At 43.6% G+C, this 19,473-nt stretch carries 21 protein-coding genes; 8 read left to right on the top strand and 13 right to left on the bottom strand.

Annotated elements, in window-relative coordinates; genetic code table 11:
* Positions 1-197: 197 nt before the first annotated feature.
* Both NYE43_RS05440 and NYE43_RS05435 read left to right on the top strand, forming a co-directional pair.
* A complete protein-coding gene (locus NYE43_RS05440; RefSeq protein ID WP_024120775.1) occupies positions 198-716 on the top strand; it encodes a DUF3267 domain-containing protein in 519 nt (172 codons plus the stop codon).
* Positions 717-787: 71 nt separating this feature from the next.
* Positions 788-1,006, top strand: coding sequence for a hypothetical protein (locus tag NYE43_RS05435; RefSeq protein WP_081638266.1), 219 nt, complete (start codon positions 788-790; stop codon positions 1,004-1,006).
* A gap of 70 nt (positions 1,007-1,076) precedes the next feature.
* On the opposite strand, the gene yhzE2 is transcribed toward NYE43_RS05435, so the two are convergent.
* Positions 1,077-1,163: a sporulation protein YhzE2 gene (yhzE2, locus tag NYE43_RS05430; protein WP_003155248.1), complete on the bottom strand. Its 87-nt coding sequence runs from the start codon at positions 1,161-1,163 to the stop codon at positions 1,077-1,079.
* 125 nt (positions 1,164-1,288) lie between these two features.
* A complete protein-coding gene (gene yhzE1 / locus NYE43_RS05425) occupies positions 1,289-1,375 on the bottom strand; it encodes a sporulation protein YhzE1 (RefSeq protein WP_003327753.1) in 87 nt (28 codons plus the stop codon).
* A 158-nt stretch (positions 1,376-1,533) separates the two neighbouring features.
* Here yhzE1 and NYE43_RS05420 point away from each other — a divergent pair, with 158 nt between their 5' ends.
* Positions 1,534-2,400 carry a peptidylprolyl isomerase gene (locus tag NYE43_RS05420; RefSeq protein WP_101860879.1) on the top strand — a complete coding sequence of 289 codons (867 nt, stop codon included), beginning with the start codon at positions 1,534-1,536 and terminating at the stop codon, positions 2,398-2,400.
* A gap of 43 nt (positions 2,401-2,443) precedes the next feature.
* On the opposite strand, the gene NYE43_RS05415 is transcribed toward NYE43_RS05420, so the two are convergent.
* The 6 genes from NYE43_RS05415 to NYE43_RS05390 form a co-directional block, all read right to left on the bottom strand.
* Positions 2,444-2,656, bottom strand: coding sequence for a sporulation YhaL family protein (locus NYE43_RS05415; RefSeq protein WP_010333590.1), 213 nt, complete (start codon positions 2,654-2,656; stop codon positions 2,444-2,446).
* 124 nt (positions 2,657-2,780) lie between these two features.
* Entirely contained in the window at positions 2,781-3,725 is a 945-nt protein-coding gene (yhaM, locus tag NYE43_RS05410; protein WP_024120773.1) for a 3'-5' exoribonuclease YhaM, read from the bottom strand.
* Positions 3,726-3,798: 73 nt separating this feature from the next.
* Positions 3,799-6,696 (bottom strand): ATP-binding protein, encoded by a 2,898-nt coding sequence (locus NYE43_RS05405; RefSeq protein ID WP_326323251.1) that lies wholly within the window; start codon positions 6,694-6,696, stop codon positions 3,799-3,801.
* 4 nt (positions 6,697-6,700) lie between these two features.
* Positions 6,701-7,927 carry a metallophosphoesterase family protein gene (locus NYE43_RS05400; RefSeq protein WP_326323250.1) on the bottom strand — a complete coding sequence of 409 codons (1,227 nt, stop codon included), beginning with the start codon at positions 7,925-7,927 and terminating at the stop codon, positions 6,701-6,703.
* A gap of 116 nt (positions 7,928-8,043) precedes the next feature.
* Positions 8,044-9,303, bottom strand: coding sequence for an ABC transporter permease (locus NYE43_RS05395; RefSeq protein WP_024120770.1), 1,260 nt, complete (start codon positions 9,301-9,303; stop codon positions 8,044-8,046).
* A complete protein-coding gene (locus NYE43_RS05390; protein WP_106020628.1) occupies positions 9,296-10,192 on the bottom strand; it encodes an ABC transporter ATP-binding protein in 897 nt (298 codons plus the stop codon). Before NYE43_RS05390 ends, NYE43_RS05395 begins: the two co-directional genes overlap by 8 nt.
* A gap of 127 nt (positions 10,193-10,319) precedes the next feature.
* On the opposite strand from NYE43_RS05390, the gene NYE43_RS05385 reads away from it, so the two are divergent.
* Positions 10,320-10,505 carry a YhzD family protein gene (locus NYE43_RS05385; protein WP_127695566.1) on the top strand — a complete coding sequence of 62 codons (186 nt, stop codon included), beginning with the start codon at positions 10,320-10,322 and terminating at the stop codon, positions 10,503-10,505.
* Between the two features lie 20 nt (positions 10,506-10,525).
* Here the strand turns inward: NYE43_RS05385 and NYE43_RS05380 are convergent, their stop codons facing one another.
* Positions 10,526-11,293 (bottom strand): enoyl-CoA hydratase, encoded by a 768-nt coding sequence (locus NYE43_RS05380; protein WP_024120767.1) that lies wholly within the window; start codon positions 11,291-11,293, stop codon positions 10,526-10,528.
* A gap of 165 nt (positions 11,294-11,458) precedes the next feature.
* Between NYE43_RS05380 and NYE43_RS05375 the strand changes: the two genes are divergently transcribed.
* From NYE43_RS05375 to khtU, 3 genes are all read left to right on the top strand, one after another.
* Positions 11,459-11,797, top strand: coding sequence for a hypothetical protein (locus NYE43_RS05375; RefSeq protein ID WP_103672383.1), 339 nt, complete (start codon positions 11,459-11,461; stop codon positions 11,795-11,797).
* A gap of 62 nt (positions 11,798-11,859) precedes the next feature.
* Positions 11,860-12,357: a K(+)/H(+) antiporter subunit KhtT gene (gene khtT, locus NYE43_RS05370; protein WP_010333581.1), complete on the top strand. Its 498-nt coding sequence runs from the start codon at positions 11,860-11,862 to the stop codon at positions 12,355-12,357.
* 7 nt (positions 12,358-12,364) lie between these two features.
* Positions 12,365-13,585: a K(+)/H(+) antiporter subunit KhtU gene (gene khtU / locus NYE43_RS05365; protein ID WP_010333580.1), complete on the top strand. Its 1,221-nt coding sequence runs from the start codon at positions 12,365-12,367 to the stop codon at positions 13,583-13,585.
* Between the two features lie 18 nt (positions 13,586-13,603).
* Here the strand turns inward: khtU and NYE43_RS05360 are convergent, their stop codons facing one another.
* Together NYE43_RS05360 and NYE43_RS05355 are read right to left on the bottom strand one after the other, a co-directional pair.
* Positions 13,604-15,109 carry a coproporphyrinogen III oxidase gene (locus tag NYE43_RS05360; protein ID WP_216394568.1) on the bottom strand — a complete coding sequence of 502 codons (1,506 nt, stop codon included), beginning with the start codon at positions 15,107-15,109 and terminating at the stop codon, positions 13,604-13,606.
* A 112-nt stretch (positions 15,110-15,221) separates the two neighbouring features.
* Positions 15,222-16,088 carry a Cof-type HAD-IIB family hydrolase gene (locus NYE43_RS05355; protein ID WP_024120763.1) on the bottom strand — a complete coding sequence of 289 codons (867 nt, stop codon included), beginning with the start codon at positions 16,086-16,088 and terminating at the stop codon, positions 15,222-15,224.
* A 491-nt stretch (positions 16,089-16,579) separates the two neighbouring features.
* Here NYE43_RS05355 and NYE43_RS05350 point away from each other — a divergent pair, with 491 nt between their 5' ends.
* Positions 16,580-17,653 carry a DNA alkylation repair protein gene (locus tag NYE43_RS05350; RefSeq protein WP_341061175.1) on the top strand — a complete coding sequence of 358 codons (1,074 nt, stop codon included), beginning with the start codon at positions 16,580-16,582 and terminating at the stop codon, positions 17,651-17,653.
* Between the two features lie 44 nt (positions 17,654-17,697).
* Here the strand turns inward: NYE43_RS05350 and NYE43_RS05345 are convergent, their stop codons facing one another.
* Both NYE43_RS05345 and NYE43_RS05340 read right to left on the bottom strand, forming a co-directional pair.
* Complete coding sequence (locus NYE43_RS05345) at positions 17,698-18,051, bottom strand: YlbF family regulator (RefSeq protein WP_010333576.1); 354 nt, start codon at positions 18,049-18,051, stop codon at positions 17,698-17,700.
* 145 nt (positions 18,052-18,196) lie between these two features.
* On the bottom strand, positions 18,197-19,330 hold the full coding sequence (locus NYE43_RS05340; protein WP_095713720.1) for a DUF445 domain-containing protein: 1,134 nt from the start codon (positions 19,328-19,330) through the stop codon (positions 18,197-18,199).
* Between the last annotated feature and the right edge of the window lie 143 nt (positions 19,331-19,473).

The following is a 19,473-nucleotide window of genomic DNA, read 5'->3' as shown; positions in this document are numbered from 1 at the left end:
TCTTTCTATCTTTAATCTTATTTTAGCTGATAATTCACTGAGAAGAAAGTTCTAACCCCATATTTCATAGATTGTTTGCTCCTTTCAAAAAAATACCTATTGAAAGATATTTTTTCTTAAAAAAGCATTGATTTTTTTTCTTGGGAGGAGTAAATTATTTTGAGATTCTATTCAAGATGTACGGAAGGATGACTTTGATGAATTGCTGGAAAACCATAAATCTGATGAAAGATTATGGTGCCGTTCGCATAATATTGATTGCTGTGTGTTTCATGATTATGGTTTTTATATCTAACTTCTTAGCATTTGAGCTGTTGCGGCCTAAAACAAGCTTGAGCGATGAATATGTACCGCTGTTCGGCGTTTTGCTCGTCGTTATTTTATTTGTACATAAAGTCATCCATGTCCTGCCGATCATCTGCAAAAAAAGAAAAATAGAAAAAAAGATTTATATATGGCGTATGCGAACGTGGAAACGAATACCGAAAACGACGATGCTGATTTCACTGTTAAGCCCTTTTATGCTGATAACACCTGTATTATTTTACGCCGCGCTGGCGTTTCCGAATCACGCCCATTACTTCTGCATGATTTCAGGCATTCATGCAGGCTACTGTCTGCCTGACTTTTTGCTGGCTCTGAAGCTGATGCAAGCACCGAAAGCATGCTTTATCGATCAGGAAGCAGACGGCTTGGATATTTTGGTCGAAAAGTAGCGGACGCTTGGCGCTGTGCCGATTTTTCAGTTTACATTCTATCTTTTTTGATAAATATTTGGTAATGTAATATGGGAGCAGTTCAGAGAGAGGGGGAATCTCCCATCATTTTATTCTATTTTATCGTGACTGCCTTGTTTATTGTTTACTTTATAAACAGGCTCACCAATACATTATGCCTTGTCAGAGAGATTCCTGAAGAGCGCCAGGATAAGGTATTTCGATTTATCAATGTATGTATATTAATTTTACTGATCTCTTCATTTGTGGAGATATCCTTTACTGTTTAAATATGAAGGAAGTAAAGAAAGCATAGCTGCCGGTCTCGCTAGAACCGGCAGCTATGCTTTTTTGCATTGATTAGTAAAGCCAAGAAGCGCCGATGATAATCAACAAGATAAATAAGACGACCAATAAAGCGAAACCGCCTGCAAATACTTCACCCATCTTAAAAAGCACCTCCTGTAAAAAGCTTTATTTTCCAATTACATCTTATGCAGTTAATTGATGAAACGATTAGGCGCTTGTGAAAGTAAAGGATCGCTTATTCAACAAGCGATCCCTTTTGCTGCTTAGTAGATGTAAGCTGCACCTACAATGATAAGCAAAATGAACAGTACAACAAGCAAAGCGAAACCGTTTGAATATCCTCCGCTCATGTTACATACCTCCTTTTCTTGATCAATATATTTGTATGTCATCAGGAAAAGTTTGACTAGACGAATGCCCTTTATTTAAAATCTTTTTACAGAAAGCCACAATATGTTATGATACGCATAGGCAATTCAATTTGGAATGATTAGGAGTGTTTGAAACAATGAAGAAAATCGCAATAGCAGCTATCACTGCTACAAGCATCCTCGCTCTCAGTGCTTGCAGCAGCGGCGACAAAGAAGTCATCGCAAAAACAGACGCAGGCGATGTAACAAAAGGCGAACTTTACACAAACATGAAAAAACAAGCTGGAGCGAGCGTCCTGACTCAGCTGGTGCAAGAAAAAGTTTTGGACAAGAAATACAAAGTATCAGATAAAGAAATTGACAACAAGCTGAAAGAATACAAAACACAGCTCGGGGATCAATATACTGCGTTAGAAGATCAATATGGAAAAGATTACCTTAAAGAACAAGTTAAATTTGAATTGCTTACACAAAAAGCAGCTAAAGATAACATCAAGGTTACAGATGACGATATAAAAGAATACTGGGAAGGCTTAAAAAATAAAATCCGCGCAAGCCACATCCTTGTCGCTGATAAAAAGACAGCTGAAGAAGTGGAGAAAAAGCTGAAAAAAGGCGAGAAATTTGAAGACCTTGCGAAAGAATACTCTACAGACAACTCTGCTTCACAAGGCGGGGACCTTGGCTGGTTTGCGAAAGACGGTATGGTCGCTGAATTCAGCAAAGCTGCATTCAAATTAAAAACTGGCGAAGTCAGTGATCCTGTGAAAACACAATATGGCTACCATATCATCAAAAAGACTGAAGAACGCGGAAAATATGAAGATATGAAAAAAGAGCTGAAATCTGAAGTTCTTGAGCAAAAACTTAATGACAATACAGCTGTGCAGGCAGCCGTTCAAAAAGTAATGAAAAAAGCTGACATCGATGTGAAGGATAAAGATTTGAAGGATACATTTAACACTTCTGCTTCTACTAGCAGTCCTTCAAGCAGTTCTAAATAATAAAAAAAAGCTGTGCAGGCTCTCCGGAGCTGCGCAGCTTTTTTTATGCGATGGAATGATTTTGGTTTTCTTCCTCACGCTGCTGGGACGTGCGGCGTTCTTTTTCTTTTTCCATCCTTTCAATATAAATCTGACCTTCTTTTTCAATAAAAGACTGGTCTAACTTATCTTCCTCTTTGGCTGCTGAAACCAGCTTATATGCACTGAAAATGATACCCACAATACAAAGATATACCCACCATGGAAAAAACAACACGGGCTTCTCCCCCTTTTGCATAGATTCTTTATTTTTAACCTTATGCAGGAATGAGACAGGTTATGAGCGGGAAAAGCATGTAAAAAAGGACTGAGCTGAACATGTCAGCATCAGTCCTTTTTGATTATTGATGAAAAGTCGGTTTATAAAAGGAACGGTTTTCAAGTGCAAATACACGTTCAGTGTACTCACCCGGCTTCACGCGCTCCAGCGCTCTGTCCATCATATTCATTTTCGCATCCAGATTATCAATATAGTGCAAAATTTCCGCTTCTTTTACCATCGGTGGTTTTGGGCTGCCCCACTCTGCTTTGCCGTGATGGCTCAGGATCAAGTGCTGAAGGATCAACACCTCTTCAGAATCGATTTGAAGCTCCTCAGCCGCTTTTGACAGCTCTGTGACCATAATGGAAATATGGCCGAGCAGATTGCCTTCTACTGTATAGGAAGTGGAAACGGGCCCGGACAGCTCTTTCACTTTTCCGAGATCGTGAAGGATAACTCCTGCATAAAGAAGATCACGGTCAAGAGACGGATATAAATCAGCAATTGCTTTTGCCAGATTCAGCATAGAGACGACGTGATACGCTAAACCTGAGACAAACTCGTGATGATTTTTCGTAGCCGCCGGGTAATCCATAAATTCTGCTTCGTGCTTTTTGACCAAATATCTTGTTATCCGCTGGATATTTGGATTTTTCATTTCAAATATATATTGAGTGATGGTATCCAGCATTTCATTTTTCGGAATCGGCGCAGTTTCCAAAAAATCATCAATATTGACGTTTTCATTCTCGCTCACCGGTCTGATATTTCTCAGCTTCAGCTGGGTGCGTCCGCGGTAATGGTGGACATCCCCCACAACCTTAACGATCGTCTGCGGCGCATAGGTTACTTCATCACTTTGCTTGGCATCCCACAGCTTGGCTTCAATATCACCTGACTGGTCTTGAAGCATCAGAGTTAAAAACGGTTTTCCATTGCTTGCAATCCCTTTTGTTAAGGATTTGATCAATAGATATTGGTCAACCTGTTCGCCAACCTCATGTAGCATAATCCCTTTAGCCATACTATTAAAGCTCCCTCCGTATCTTACATAATATCAGTATATCACATACCGATTTTCAGCTATATAACCTCATTTATGATACTAAATGGATGATTTGATCACTTTGAAACGCATTTTTTACATGTTCATGGCATGTAAAATAGAAAATCTGCCGTTCTCCTCCTGATAAAACAGCAAGCATTTCCAGCACGCGGTTCAGACGTTTCTGATCGAAATGTACAAAGCTGTCGTCGAGCTGGAATGGCAGCATTGCCCCATCCTGACGAGTAACGGCCAGAGCGAAACGAATTGCTGTATACAGCTGTTCACACGTGCCCTGAGACAGCTCTTCCGCCTGAAATACCGTTCCAGCGCTGTTCATAACCATGATGGAATCATCTGTTTCGGAAAAATAAATCGATTGATAGCTGCCGTCAGTCAGCGGGCGGAAGAATTCTCCAGCCGTCTCCAAAAGACGCGGCAGGCCGACTTTTTTATGCCGCTCCATTTTGTTTCTGATCACATGTCTGACCATTTGAATCGATGCCCATTTTTTTGCAGCTTCTTTTACACGCTCTTTTTGCATTTCATTTTGCAATTTGAGATCTGAGACCAATCCCGAAGCCTCTAACTGTTCCTGTTTGACCAAAAGCATTGCGATTTGAGCGCGCAGCTGTTTCAGCTCCTCATCGAGCCGTTCTTTTTTTTCATGTTCCTGCAGTCGTTTTTGTTCCAATTCAGAAAGAGTGCCGGAGTCCGCCAGATGAAGTTCTGCTGAGCTGACACCTTGAAGCTGTGCATTAACGTTATACAGCCTTATTTCAGTATCCTTCAATTTCTTGCTGATGTCGGCTATGGCGAAAAACTCATTTCTGTTTTTTGCACCCGCCTCAGTGAATAATTGTTCGATCTGCGCTTGGAAATACCGTATCTCTTGCTCCAGCTCCAGCACCTGCTCTTCGTGAAATTGGATATCTGTTTCAATTTCTCTTTTTTGCTTCTCGATCTCTTTTTCGCGTTCCGCATTTTTCCGCAGTGCGTGAAGGACATCAGCCACGGGGGTTTGAGAATCGTTTTTGTCAGAAAGCAGCATTCTGACGCGTTCCTCAAATGTCCGCCGATGCTTTTGTAATCTCCCGGCTTCGATCGTCAGCTCATGTTTTTTCTTCACTTCTTTTTTTACATCCTTCATTACATTGTAAGCATCCAGTAAGAAGGAAGGGTCTTCCTTAAATCCGAGTTCATTCATGAATTGCTCAGCTTGGCTGAAGGAGGGAGCCATATCGGCCTCCCACTGTTCGAATTGCTGGATGATCCTTTCGTAAGCTGCCTCTTTCTGCTGGAGCTCTGCCCGCAACGATGTGAGGTGCTGTTTATTGCGGTCATCCTCCCATAGCGCTTCTCTAATCGCTTCGGCTTCTCGCGGAGAAATATCCGTCTCTGGCTCTTCCCTCTCCCTTACTTCTTCAGAAGACAGCGGCTTTCTGCCAGTTGTAAAGGCATACAGCATGAGTGCAGCGCCGACGCATATGGCTGGAATCCATTGCCCCAGCAGCAGAAAGAGAACCATGAAGAGAATGCCTGCTGCAATCACGATCTTCTTTTGTTTCGCCTGCTGCCTTTCGAAGAACTTCAGCTGTTCCCTCAGTTTCATCTGCTCTTGATGCTGTCCCTGTGCTTCATCATATGCTTTAAGAGCGGCTTCTTTTTCTTTTCTTTGGCTGTTTTCAAGTATGGCGGTAGATACGTCACGAATTGCCCTTTCAGCGTCTTCCAGCTCGCGCCGCGCCGCTTCAAACGCTTCATCAAGCTGTCTTTTTCTGTCTCTTGCCTGTACGTAATGCCGCACCGCCTGCTGGAGCTGCCATTCATAGTCATAAGACGTGTTCATATTCAGCAGTTCATTTTCATCTGTTTTATTCAGCTGCTCCAGCCCAGCCGCTGCCTGTGAAGAGGACTGACGCAGCTGAGCCTGGATGGCGGCAAGCTGTTCCCCGTAGGATTGGTACATATGATACGCTGATGATAGCTCTAGGATAAGCGCTTCATTCGCCAATATATCCTCATTCGGGTTAAGCTTTTGCAGCTGTTTGTCCAACTCTGCAAGCTTTACCCGAAGCGCCTCCAGCTGTGCGGATTTCGGATGAAGATGGGATTCATACTTTTCTAAACGATGTAACCCGTCAGCAGGGAATTGCCCCGCATGCTCCGGATATTGTTCAATCGCCTGTTCCAGCGCAGTTTTTTCGGTTAGCACCGGCTTCAGTTCAATGGCCCTGTCGATGTTTCGAATATGTTCCGCAGTCTCTTTCAGCTCTGTTTCAGCAACAGCAAGACGGGACTCGAGCGTTCTTTTCTCCTCAAGAAGCTGATGATAGCCCGCCTCCTCCGCTTCAGCCTGCTTCAGCTTTGCTGCCAGCTGCTTCAGCGTTTCCAGCTCCTGATTCAAATGAGGATTTCGGCCGTTTGGTTTAAAGAGCCTTTCGCTTTCCTTCATCAATCTTGAATCAAGCTTTGATACGGATTCAGCGCCAAACAGGCTGGAAAACAGCAGGAATTCTCCAATCTTGTCCCGATTAAAGGCGTGAATTTCCTGCAATCCGAATACGTCAAACGAATAAATGGCTTTGTACAGCGCCCTGTCCGTACCCTGGAACAGCTGCTTCAGAAAATCTTCCTGCTTTACCTCTCCGGTTTCTGTGTACACCCTTACCTTCTCAGCGGTTCCTTTCGTCCGTTCAATCTTCATCACGCCGTATTCAGAGTGCTCAGCCTCAAGAACACCGCCATACACACCGCCGGATTTCGGTTCATATTTTTTCGATTTCGGAAAACCAAACAGCATGCTTTCGATAAATGACATCATCGTCGTTTTTCCTGCCTCATTTAATCCGTAGATTAATTGGACAGGCGAGGCGGAAAAGTGAAAGGTTCGATTTGAAAATTTTCCGTATTGGTAGATATGTATTGATATGATTCGCATTGCTTTCACCGCCTCATGACTCAAGCACCTTAAGCTGTCTTTTCAATAAAACCTGTGCCTGCTCTTTTATTTCCTTTATCTCCTCTTGACTAAACCGGTCTGCGTGTCTCCTATATACAGGATGCCGTTCAAGTCCTTCCAGCACGCCTGCAAGATCAGTCTGTTCAATGTCTTCCAATAAACCGCCGAAAAAAGGATCAAGGCTCTTAAGCTCTGCTTCATTTTCCGTCTCATCTTCTAATGAGAGCGGCCATATAAAATTCTCCTCGTCTACCTCTTGCTCCTGAAAGGCTTCAAGGAGCTCGTCCAGTGAACCTCTCGGCGCATCCGATAACCATTCTGGCGCGATCCCCTGTAATACGAGCTTCACACAAGCAGGAGTCCCTTTTTTCCGCAGCTTTGAAAACGTATCCTCGACAATTTGAAAGAGCGCGGTCATATTCTCTATCGCTGACACATCAACTTCTGCTTTCTCCCACAGGACGTCATGCGCTTTCTTAAATTCATAGGAAATATTTCCGCGCTCCACACGGACAAGATAAAAGCCTTTATCTCCTGTTTCCTTCATATGGCGCGCTTGAGGATTTCCCGGATATATCACGGCCGGATTCCCGGCAGAAACAACCTGGCGTTTGTGAATATGGCCAAGCGCCCAATAATCCATCCCGCTTTTCACAAGATCATCCTGAGTAAACGGGCAATATGGATCGTGTCCTTCAGATCCTGATAACGTGCCGTGGAGCATCCCGATATGAAAGGGCGCGTCAGTTGATCTCCGGTAGCGGGCGGCTTGGTTTTCCGTCACGGCTCTGGTCTGATAGCTGAAACCGTAAATGCTTGCTGCGCGCCTGTCATTCTTATAAAACAATTTTTCTTCAGGGACTGGGGATGTAAACATGTGAACATTCTCCGGCCATTCAATCGGCGTCCATTCTCCGCCGAGATGATCATGGTTCCCAAAAATCACATAGACTGAAATCCTGTACTCTCTAAGTCTATCGAACTGTTTTTTCAAAAAGAGCTGCGCCTTTAAACTTCGATTGGCCTCATCAAACAGATCCCCCGCCAGCAAAACGAAATCAACGTTCTCTGTGATTGCAGCGTCTATAATATGTCTCACGCTTGAAAACGTGCTTTCTTTGATCCGGGCAAAAATGGGTTCCGGCAGATGCGATATCCCGTAAAACGGGCTGTCGAGATGAAGATCTGCCGCATGAATAAAGGTTAGATCAGTCAACATTCTGCTCCTTTCCAGGATGAAGTACCCTTATTTTAGCACCGATTTCTTGCGAATGCACGTTCTGTCAAAACGAATACAATCAAAAACAGCCTGAGCATCCCCAGGCTGTTTTCCAATCAGCTTTTTGACAAACGCAGCGCTTGTTTGATTGCTTTAAACGCGCTTGAGTTGCCGTAAATCAAGACGCCGCCTTTATAGATTCTGGCGCCAATGACGGCAAGTATGATAATGGTGAGCAATGTTATCCCGATGCCGGCAGCCGCCTGCCAAAACGGAATATCAAGCATGCCGACGCGCAAGAACATAATCATCGGCGTAAAGAACGGGATAAACGATGTGACCGTAATAAATCCTGCGTCCGGAGCGTTTAGTCCGAACATGGCAATCATAAAACCGGCAACCACCAAAAGCGTCATCGGTGTGATCGTTTGCTGCACGTCCTCTATTCTGCTGACGACGCTGCCAAGAAACGCGGCCAGTGTCGCATATAAAAAGTAACCGAGCAAAAAGAAAATAACAGCATATATCACGGTAGAAACGGGAACGTCGGTCAGATTAAGAAAACCGCCGACAGATGAAGCCGTTTCGCTCGTTTTGTTCAGCTTCAGCGATAGATATCCGGCAGAAATAATGACAGCAAGCTGTGTTATTCCGACAAGCCCGATGCCTAACAGCTTTGCAAACATTTGCTGGATCGGCGGCATGCTTGAGATGAGGATTTCCATGACACGCGAAGATTTTTCAGTCGCAACCTCCATCGCAATCATACTGGCATACATAATAACGGAGAAATATATGACAAACAGCATAATGTAAACAAGCCCCATCGCCTGCCCCAGCTCTTCCTCAGACTTTGCACCCTCTTTCAGCGCCTCCTGCCCGACAGTGACAGGCGCATAGAGGCTGCTGATGGTTTCCTGCGAAACGCCGAGCTCCTCTGTTCCAACAGCGGTTTTTGTTTGTGTTAACGCCTGCTGCAGTGTTTGGTACGTGCTTTCATCCGAAATCGTTAACGCTTTGTACGTCCCTGAGATCGTCCCTTTTTCATCTCTTTTGATAATGAGCATCCCATCAAGCGTTTCCTCTTTGACTTGCTTTATAACCTTTTCCTCTGATTGCTTAGACTGCTTCACATCAAGATCGCTGTCTGTATCGACTGCTTTCAGCTGCTTTGAGAAAATCGGATATAATTCGTTTGTTTCATCAATAACAGCAATTTTCTCTTTTGTATCTTCTCCTTGAAACATAGAAATGATCGATTCTAAATTGGTGACAGCCAATACAAGCAGAACCGTGATGACAGTAGAAATAATAAAAGACTTTGCCATAATCTTATTTTTGTATGTATGAGAAAGCATGATCAAAAATTTATTCATAGACGGCCCCCACCTTTTCTATAAAAATATCATGGAGTGACGGCTCTTCAAGCTCAAACTTTCGAATAAATCCTTTTCCTTGTAGCATGGCGAAGATCTCTTGAGAGATGTCTTCATTGGCAATTTGCAGCTTTACGCCGCCGGCCGTTTCTTTCCATTGCGTAATTCCTTCGTGCCCCTGTAAAAAATGCAGATCGTCATCGGAATGAATGGTCACATTCTTTTTGCCGAATGAACGTTTAATTTCCTTCAGTCTGCCTTGCACAACAGGCTTCCCTTTTTGCAAAATACAAAGGTGCTCACACAGCTCCTCGACATGCTCCATCCGATGGCTGGAAAATAAAATCGAGACACCGCTGTTTTTCAAAGAGATAACAGCCTCCTTCAACAGCTCGACATTGACAGGGTCCAGCCCGCTGAATGGCTCATCGAGAATCAGCAGCTCAGGCTTATGCAAAACCGACGAAATAAACTGGATTTTCTGCTGGTTTCCTTTTGAAAGCTCTTCTACTTTTTTATTCTCGTATTCTGTTATATTGAAGCGTTCAAGCCATGTTCCGAGCTCTTTTACGGCTTCGCGTTTCTCCATGCCTTTTAATCTTGCCAGATAGACAAGCTGGTCCTTTACCTTCATTTTCGGATAAAGTCCGCGCTCTTCCGGCAAATATCCGATTTTGTTGCTCATACTGTAGTTGACGGGACGGTCTTTCCAGCTGATCGTACCCTCCGTAATGCTTAATAAACCGAGAATCATGCGAAAGGTCGTCGTTTTTCCCGCTCCGTTTGCGCCTAAGAGGCCAAACATTTGCTGTTCCGGAATTTCCAGATTCAAACCGTCAACCGCTTTATAATCTCCAAATGTCTTCGTTACGTGATCAATCGTCAGCACCGAATCTCCTCCTTCCCTGCCCCATTATATACTATATTTGGTTAAAACATAATAAAGGATTTTGGTTTGCTATTTAGAATATAAATGAAGAAAGAACGATAAATGATGAAGTTGGAGGCGAAATATGATGGCGGAGTATTTTCTTACGGCTTTTGATCCTTCGGGAGAAACACTGATAAACGAGCGATTTGAGGCGGAAAACGAAGATGCGGCAAAACAGCAGGGTGAAGCCCTGTTAAAGGAAAAAGAGCTTCATCGTCATACCCATCGTTTAGTGAATGCAGCCGGAAAGCTGATTTTGTTTCAGAGATGATCAGCTTCCCGGCTGATCTGTTATGCTTGAAACTTCGGCTCCCGTTTCTCTAAAAATGCACGGATTCCTTCCTGGTGATCTTTTGTCCTCCTCATTCTCTCCTGGGCACTTCGTTCAAGAGCCAGCACCTTCTTCAATTCATCAATATGGAGGCTTTGAAAAATGGCTTTCGTCTCAATCATTGCCAATAAGGGCGAGGCTAAAAGCGTTTCAACATAAGGTCTTGCACCTTCCGCAGGATCTCCGTTAAATGTTCCATCCAAGAGACCCATGCCAGCCGCTTCTTCAGCGGATAGCTTTTTCCCGCTCCAAATCAGCTTTTTCGCTTTCGCTTCCCCAATCCTTTTTTTCAGCAAATAATGTCCCCCGCCATCAGGAACAAGGCCGATGCCGATAAAGTTCATTGCAAGGACGGCATTTTTCTCCGCAAGCACAATGTCAGCACAAAGTGCTAAACTCAAGCCCAGCCCAGCGGCAGCACCATGAACAGCGGCAATTGTCACTTTTTTCATTTCGTATAACGTTAAAGTAATGGCTTCGATCGTATCCATCAGCTGCCTAAATTGATCAGGATCATGCTCAGAGGTCATCATCCGTATATCGCCGCCTGCCGAAAAACCTTTTCCGGTACCTCTCAGGAGGACGATGAGCGCCTCGCTTTCAGAAACCTTTTCACACGCCTCCTTCAGCTCGAAAAGCATTTGCTCATTCAAGGCGTGATGAGCATCAGGACGATTCAGCACAATTTCTGCCACAGGCCCCTTCAGTTCATATTGAATATAATCCATATGAAACACCTCCATGTATACGCTTTCTTTTTTTCTTTCTCATATACATTCCCCACCGTCCTTAAAGAAACCTTTTTTATTTTTCAAGGTCAATAGATACTGAAAAATGCATATCATTTGAATGGGAACATAAAGTTTTATATAGTGAAATGGAAGGGATATAGAATGAGAAAGGGGGAAGGTAACATGGATAAATTGCTGATCAGCTTTCTATTAAGCTTATTTATGGTGTGCTTTCCCCCTTCTGACGTGGCCCTGCCCTCCCAGTTTGATGCAAGCACTGACAGCTATGTGCCAATGTCCTCATATCCGAAAGAATCACAATCAGCCAAAACGCCGTCACCGGGCAGTCTGCATCTGGCGGAGTTTATTAAAGAGTACAATCCATTGGCGCAGTCTATCAGAACGTTATCTGTCAAGCCGCTTGATGATCCTCACATCAACAGGCTGGAAAGGGTTTGTGCCGTCCCTGTCAAATACCAGTCTAATTACCTCCGAATATGAATGTATATCGTTTTGTTTGTACCCTATCTTTTATGCCAACACTACATTCGGAGGGATTTTCATTGAATATAAAAGAAAACGATCTGCCGGGAATCGGCAAAAAATTTGAAATTGAAACAAGAAACCGCGAAAAAATGACGATTATCATTCATGATGACGGAAGAAGAGAAATCTATCGATTTGATGATCGGGATCCGGATGAGCTTCTTTCCAATATTTCATTGGATGATTCTGAAGCAAGGCAAATTGCAGCCATTTTAGGCGGCATGGTCTATAAGCCGCAGGCGCTGGAATCCATCGAGATGGCGTTTAGCGACCTCATTATTGAATGGTTTAAGGTGGAAAAAGGCGCGAAGTCAATCGGGCGCACCCTCGGCGAACTTGATGTCCGTCAAAACTATGATGTCACTGTCATCGCCATCATTAAACACAACCAGCAAAAGTTTTTAAATCCAGGCGCTGACTCGGTGATTGAAGAAGATGATACCCTTGTCCTCTCAGGTGAAAGAAAGCATCTGAAAAAACTGACTCATGATTTTCTTTCTAGAGAGGGCGTGTGATCAGCGGATGGATCATCTTGTTTTTGAAGTCGGAACAGCGCTTGTGCTTGTGGCAATTGCCAGTGTCATCGCAAATAAAATTAAGTTTTCAATTATCCCGTTTCTCATTATTTTAGGGATGCTGCTTGGCCCTCATGCCCCTAAAGTCGGGATCATTGACCTCACGTTTATAGAAAGCAGTGAAATCATTGAGTTTTTCGGGCGGATGGGCGTGCTTTTCCTCCTTTTCTATCTCGGACTTGAATTCTCTGTCGGAAAGCTGATCAAGTCTGGAAAATCCATCGCAATTGGCGGATCAATTTATATTTTGATTAACTTCAGCCTCGGACTGCTTTATGGCTTTATCACCGGGTTTTCTTTTCTGGAAGTCCTCGTGCTGGCAGGCGTCATCACCATTTCTTCAAGCGCGATCGTCGCAAAAGTGCTGGTCGATTTAAAAAGAACGGCCAACCCGGAAACAGAGCTGATTCTCGGCATTATTATGTTTGAGGATATCTTCCTTGCCGTGTATCTGTCTGTTGTTTCCGGCCTTGTGCTTGGAGACGCGACATCAGTCGGGAGTGCGCTTTTGTCCATTCTGATCGCATTTGGCTATATGCTGCTGTTTTTTATCGCGGCCAGAAAGCTCCCGCCGCTTTTGAATAAGCTGTTGGACATTCGCTCGAACGAAGTGTTTATTATCGTCATTTTTGCAGCGCTCTTTTTCATCGCCGGATTTTCAGAGACAATTCATGTGGCAGAAGCCATCGGCGCGCTGCTGCTCGGTTTGGTATTTTCGGAAACAGAGCATTCCGATCGGATTGAGCACCTTGTCGTTCCGTTTCGCGACTTTTTCGGCGCGATGTTCTTTTTCAGCTTCGGCCTCAGCATAGACCCTTTTTCACTTGGTGAAGCGGTTTGGCTGGCATTGGGAGCTGTGATCCTGACCATATTCGGAAACTTTATCGCCGGAATGGTGGCTGGACGCCGCGCAGGGCTTTCTCATAAAGCCTCATCCAATATCGGTCTTACGATCGTATCACGGGGTGAGTTTTCGATTATCGTTGCCAACCTCGGCATAGCCGGCGGCCTGTCAGCCACATTAAAGCCGTTCGCCGCATTATATGTCCTCATTCTGGCGATTTTGGGGCCATTATTAACAAAAGAGTCAAAATGGATTTACCGCCAGCTAAACAAGGTGTTTAAATGGAAGCCGGACGTTCAGCCTGTGAAAAAACAGCGGGGATAAAAAAAAGCAGCACTGTGATCAGTGCTGCTTTGTCGTTCTCTGAAAAATCTGCTCTAAATATTTGATCTTTTCGTCCGTGTAGTGTTCAAATCGGTCATTGTATGATTTCGGGTCTTTCGGATTGGCAAAGTGTGTGATTTTCCCTGTATCCGGATCAATAAATTTACTTGCCGCACCGCAGCCGATGCCGATAATCGTCTGCACTTCTTCCATAATCATAATGTTGTAGATGCTTTCCTGGCCCGGAATCGAGTACCCGACGTTTTCCAGATTTCCAAGAATATTTTTCTGGCGGTATAAATAATAAGGCACGTATCCATGTTCTTTCGTCCAAGCTACCGCATCATCCATCATTTGAGAAACCTCTTCTCTCCCGGCAACTTTGTATTTATGTTTGTTTCTTGTCATTTCTGACGCCCGCTTAAAGGAAAGGGTATGAACAGTCAGCGATTCCGGCATCAGTTTCTCGGTTTCTGAGAGGCTGTGTCTGAACTCCTTCACGCCTTCGCCAGGCAAACCGATAATTAAATCCATATTGATATTATTCATGCCGTGCTGGCGTGACAGATGATATTTTTCAATGGTCTCTTCCACCGTATGATGACGGCCGATTGCTTTGAGCGTTTCGTTTTCATAGGATTGCGGGTTAATGCTGATCCGGTCAATATCATATTTGTTCAACACGGCAAGTTTTTCTTCAGTAATCGTGTCGGGGCGGCCGGCTTCCACAGTAATTTCCCGAATGTTTTTCACATCCGGGAAGGAGCGGACCATTTCTTCATACAGTAGATCCATCTCTTCCGCTGTAATGCTTGTAGGCGTCCCGCCGCCAAAATATATGGTTGTGACCTTGACGTCATGCTCCTTCAGCCATTCGCCGATTTTCTGCATTTCGTAATGCAGCCCCCATAAAAATGAGCCGACTCTGCCTGCTTGTCCTTGGATGGCGTATGCAGGGAATGTGCAATACGCACATTTGGTCGGGCAGAAAGGAATGCCGATATAAATACTGACTTCGTCCTTTACTTGATACAAATCAGGAACTGCCGCCAGCTGCCTGTCGACAATTTGCTGCATCAATTCGATTTTCTCATCATGAATTAAATAGTCTTTTTTCAATTCTGCATGCGCCTGTTCCTTCGGCATCCCGCTTTGCAGCTTTTTATGAAGCAGCTTCGTCGGGCGGATTCCCGTGAGAATTCCCCACTTTTGCGTCATGCCCGTATGCGCTTGAAGTAGATTTAAGTAAACATAAGAAATTGTGTTTTTTACTTGTTTGAAAGCTTCTTTTTCATTCATATCAGGAGAAAAAGATTTAGTATGGTGTTCCTTAATTCCGGTTCCTTTCACTTCTCCTGAAACCGTCACATGCTCATCCGTTTGCGTGCAGGCTAAAGAGATGACAAGATCCGCCGGCTCCTCTCCGCCGTAGACAAGATCGCATTCCTCATAAAACAAATTTGCGATATTTTGCAATGGCCGATGAAGGCGGTCATCGTGTATGCCTTCTATTTTAATTTGCAACTTCATCACCTAATTTATCAGATTCAAAACTTTCTTTAGTGTACAGAAATAAACAGCTAAAATCAATCCGGCAAAAAAGCCGCCGCACCTGTTTGGGCGCGAGCGGCTTTTTTTATACGCGTTTCATGTGGAACTTATCGAGGAACCCTTTTCGCTGCTGCATACGGAAATATTCCTTCATCATATATGCGACGCCTTGCTCGTCATTTGACCTTGTGACCCAATCTGCTTTTCTCTTTATTTCCGGTGCAGCGTTCCCCATTGCAACCCCAAGTCCGGCAAGCTCAATCATCGGAAGATCGTCTTGCTGATGGCCGATAGCGACTACATCCTCCATCCCCAGCCCCAGTTCCGAAGCAACAAGTGCAAGGCCCGCTTCCTTCGAAACTCCCTTTGGAACAATGTTCATCTTCTCATCGTTTACGCGAATCACGTCAACCGCCGGGAATGCTTTTGTAATCGTTTCTGTAATGTCTTGCTGAATATCTTGTTCTGTATATACTTCGATGACGGGCGCACTCACCGGTTCATCCATCAGAAGATCACTTAACGATTCAACAAACTGAACCGGGTAAAAGATGGGATCTGACGGGTGGATCAGCGCTTTCCCAAGCAAATTTGAATTGACCTTTTTCTTGTTTCCAATCGAATATTTCTCGTGAAGAAGCCTGATGTTGCATTGATAGCTCTCAAGCACTTGAACGATATTAAAAGTATGATCGTCAGAAATTCTTTTTTCAAAAAAGGGCGCGTCTATTTTCTCAGCGATATAGGCGCCGCTGTGGGTGATTAGCTTTGCATCAAGCTTCAGCGATTTTGCTATTTTCTGAGCTGAGCGAAAATGGCGGTTGGTGACAAGTGTGACGTAAATCCCTTTTTTCTTAACATATTCAATCGCGTCTTTCGTTGCCTGATGAATTTTCCCGTTCGACCGAAGCAGCGCTCCATCTATGTTTAAGGCAAGCAATTGTTTAGACACAGAGATGTCCCCCTCCTTGATGACTGTACTTGTGTATAGGATATGACCCTGTCTCTGTGTTTAGAACAACCTTTTCTGTACAGCAAAAAAAGCCTGACTCAGCAGACTTTATATACGCAATCATAATAGGATACGATCGAAGCAGCCATTCTCCCTAATATCGTTATTTCGATTTACTTACGAAAAATCATGTATCAGGAACCCCTTATTTGACCAATGATGCGCTCCGAACACTTACTCTCTGTTGCTTATCCCCTCTATATAACGGCATGATATGCGACCGTATCCATTTGAAATAGGTAAGTGTAGGCGCTTTCAATGTTATTATCCCAGTTTTCTCTGCAGATGACAAGGGTTTTTTTAACTAAAAAAAGTAACCAATATCTGTGTAACTAAGGTAGCGTGTAATGTTAATTATTGGATTCTTCCACTTGAATAGGAACGTACATTCGTATACAATATAAACATTAAATGAAAAAAGCGGTGGTCCAATGACTGTATTAAAAGAAATTTATAATCAAGAACTGATCTCTCGATTTACAGATACTGTAAAAGAAACCTATCCTGCATTCAACAAAGACAAATTCGAGGAACTCTTAATGACGGGAGAATGGCCTGGGCTCGCATTAAAAGAACGCATGCGCCGCATTACCGTTGCTTTATACGAAACACTGCCGAAACATTATGGCGAAGCGCTTGCAGTATTATGGGATGCAGCTCCTCATTTTAAGGGACTCAGCGGAATCATATTTCCTGATTATGTGGAGCAGTATGGGTTAGAGCATTGGGATGATTCAATGAAGGCGTTAGAATACTTTACGGCATATTCCACTTCAGAATTTGCTGTGAGACCTTTTTTGCTTTTAAATCAGGAAAAAATGATTGCACAATTCCTGATATGGTCTAAGCATGAAAATGAGCACGTAAGAAGACTTGCGAGTGAAGGAAGCAGGCCCCGCCTCCCATGGGGAAAATCGATACCCGCTTTGAAATCGGACCCCTCCCCCGTGCTGCCGATCCTTGAGCAGCTGATGCAGGACGAGTCTTTGTATGTGAGAAAAAGTGTGGCCAACAACCTTAATGATATATCAAAAACGCATCCTCACTTGCTGAGAAAAGTCGCAGAACAATGGTATGGAACACATCCTCATACAGACTGGATCATCAAACACGCTTACCGGACCTTGTTAAAAAAAGGCGATAAACAGGCTTTATCGCTTTTTGGCTATCACGATGCTGACTCGATTCAACTGCAAGATTTAACGTGCGAGTCCAGCCGTATTTCTATTGGCGAAACCCTCAAGTTTACTTTTCACATTCATTCAGACAGGGATCAGAAAGTAAGAATTGAGTACGCCATTGATTACGTAAAAGCCAGAGGCCAGCATCATCGAAAGGTATTTAAAATAACAGAAACGAATATACGAAAAAACGAAACAAAATCATATACCAAAACACAAACCTTTAAGGATTTATCTACAAGAAAACATTACAAAGGAATTCATACATTATCAGTAATCATCAATGGAGAGGTAAAGAAATCGCTGGATTTTCTAGTTTGCTGAACGAATAAAAAAATCCCTTCTTTTCCAGAAGGGATTTTGAATGATTAGCCTTCGACACTGCCGTAAAGCTCTTCTAAAGGCTTCATGATGATTTTGTTTAATTCGCCGATCAGCATACTCATACGCTGCTCCGCTTCCATCAGCTGAGAGATTTTTTCGTGCTGCTGCACAAGCGCAACGGTTTTTTGAGCCTGCTGCACTTCGTCTTCTGTAATTTCTTCTCCAGCCATTTGTTTTTGCTGAAGTCTCAGCTGCACATCACGGAAGTTTTCGAACATTCGTTTCGCAGACTCGTCTGCGTTTACTTCATCGTACAGGTTTTTTAAACGGGTAAACTCTTCGCTCCCGCGCAATGCATTTTCCAGATCATACGCTACATCATAAAAATTAACAGCCATTGTAAGTAGCTCCTTTCATTATTGCCGATTGACATACCACTCCACTATAACAGACTATGGAGCTCCTTTCATTATTGCCGATTGACATACCACTCCACTATAACAGACTATGGAGCTCCTTTCATTAATCGAAACCCGTTTCTTCTTAAAAAAGGATGACAAACAACGCTTGAATTGCACCTATGATTCCGCCGAGAAGGCCGCCCAAATAGGTTATCATTTTAAATTCTTTTTTCGAAATCGACAGCACCATTTCTTCAAGACGCTGTACCGGGAACTGATCCACCTGCTCCTTTACAATTTCCTCAAGGCGCATTCGTTTTAATACACTTTCAAGATTGGTTGAAATCCCCTCAAGCAATTTGTCTAAAAGCGCCGGCAGGATACGATGGTTCAGGTCATTTTCATAGCGGGCTGTAAGCGAGCCAATCGTATTTTCAAAAAACGGAGCAGTTGAAAATGCTTGCAGCACTCTTTGTTTCAGGCTAAAGATTAGTACTTTTGCGTTCCATTTTTCGTCCGCTTCATTAAATGTATACTCCTTCAGCTTGCCCCATTCGTTTTTCAGAAGATCAGAAAGCAGCTTATTCGTTTCCTCATTCCGCAAAAACTTCAGAAGCTCCGGCAGCACGCGATCAGCAAGGCTTGAATTGCCGAGAAACATTTGCACCATGCTTCCAAGCATACCGCGTTCTTTTAAGAAATCATCAATCATATTGCCGAGACGGATTTTTCCTTCTTCACTTTCAAAATAATGAATGCTTCGCGCCAAAATATAGCCTGAAATCATCGGTATCTTCTCTTCTAGCTTTTCCTGCACTTCCAATGGCAGTGCTTCCTTTAACGTTTGATGCTCATATCGGCGGAAAAGTTCATTCAATTTATCATCCGTCCAGCGGCTGATCCAGGCGTCTGCCGCTTCACCCGGATGCTTTACTCCGGCTTTTTCAAGCGCTTCTTTTACTGTCATTTCAGATAGCGACAGGTTTTGAATCAGCTGTTCTCCGACTTGAAGCGCCTGCTTTTTGGCTGAATCTGAAACAAGCCGCTTTTTAATACCCTCAGGCGTTAATAAATGGTTTACCACCATCAGCCCCATTTGTTTCGCAAGCTCATCACGTCTTCTTGGAATCAATCCCGGAGTAAAAGGGACTCGTTTTCCAAACAAATAATATGCCTTATACGGCCTAAATAGCATTTGAATTGCTAAATGATTGGTCACCGCGCCGATAACTGCGCCGATCACGATCATAAATATAAAGGTTCCTGCAATACCCATTCCTGCTCATCTGCCTCCATCTGTGCTTTTACTTTTTCATAAATAGAATGACCTATTTGTATTATAGAGGTTGGTGTGATCACTTAGCAAACAAGGAGACAAAACATATGGCCATAAAATCAGCTTGTTTAACAGGAATAGGG

Source organism: Bacillus sp. FSL R5-0434 (assembly GCF_038004745.1).
Taxonomy (GTDB): Bacteria; Bacillota; Bacilli; order Bacillales; family Bacillaceae; genus Bacillus; species Bacillus halotolerans.
This window is presented reverse-complemented; position numbering and strand designations above follow the sequence as displayed.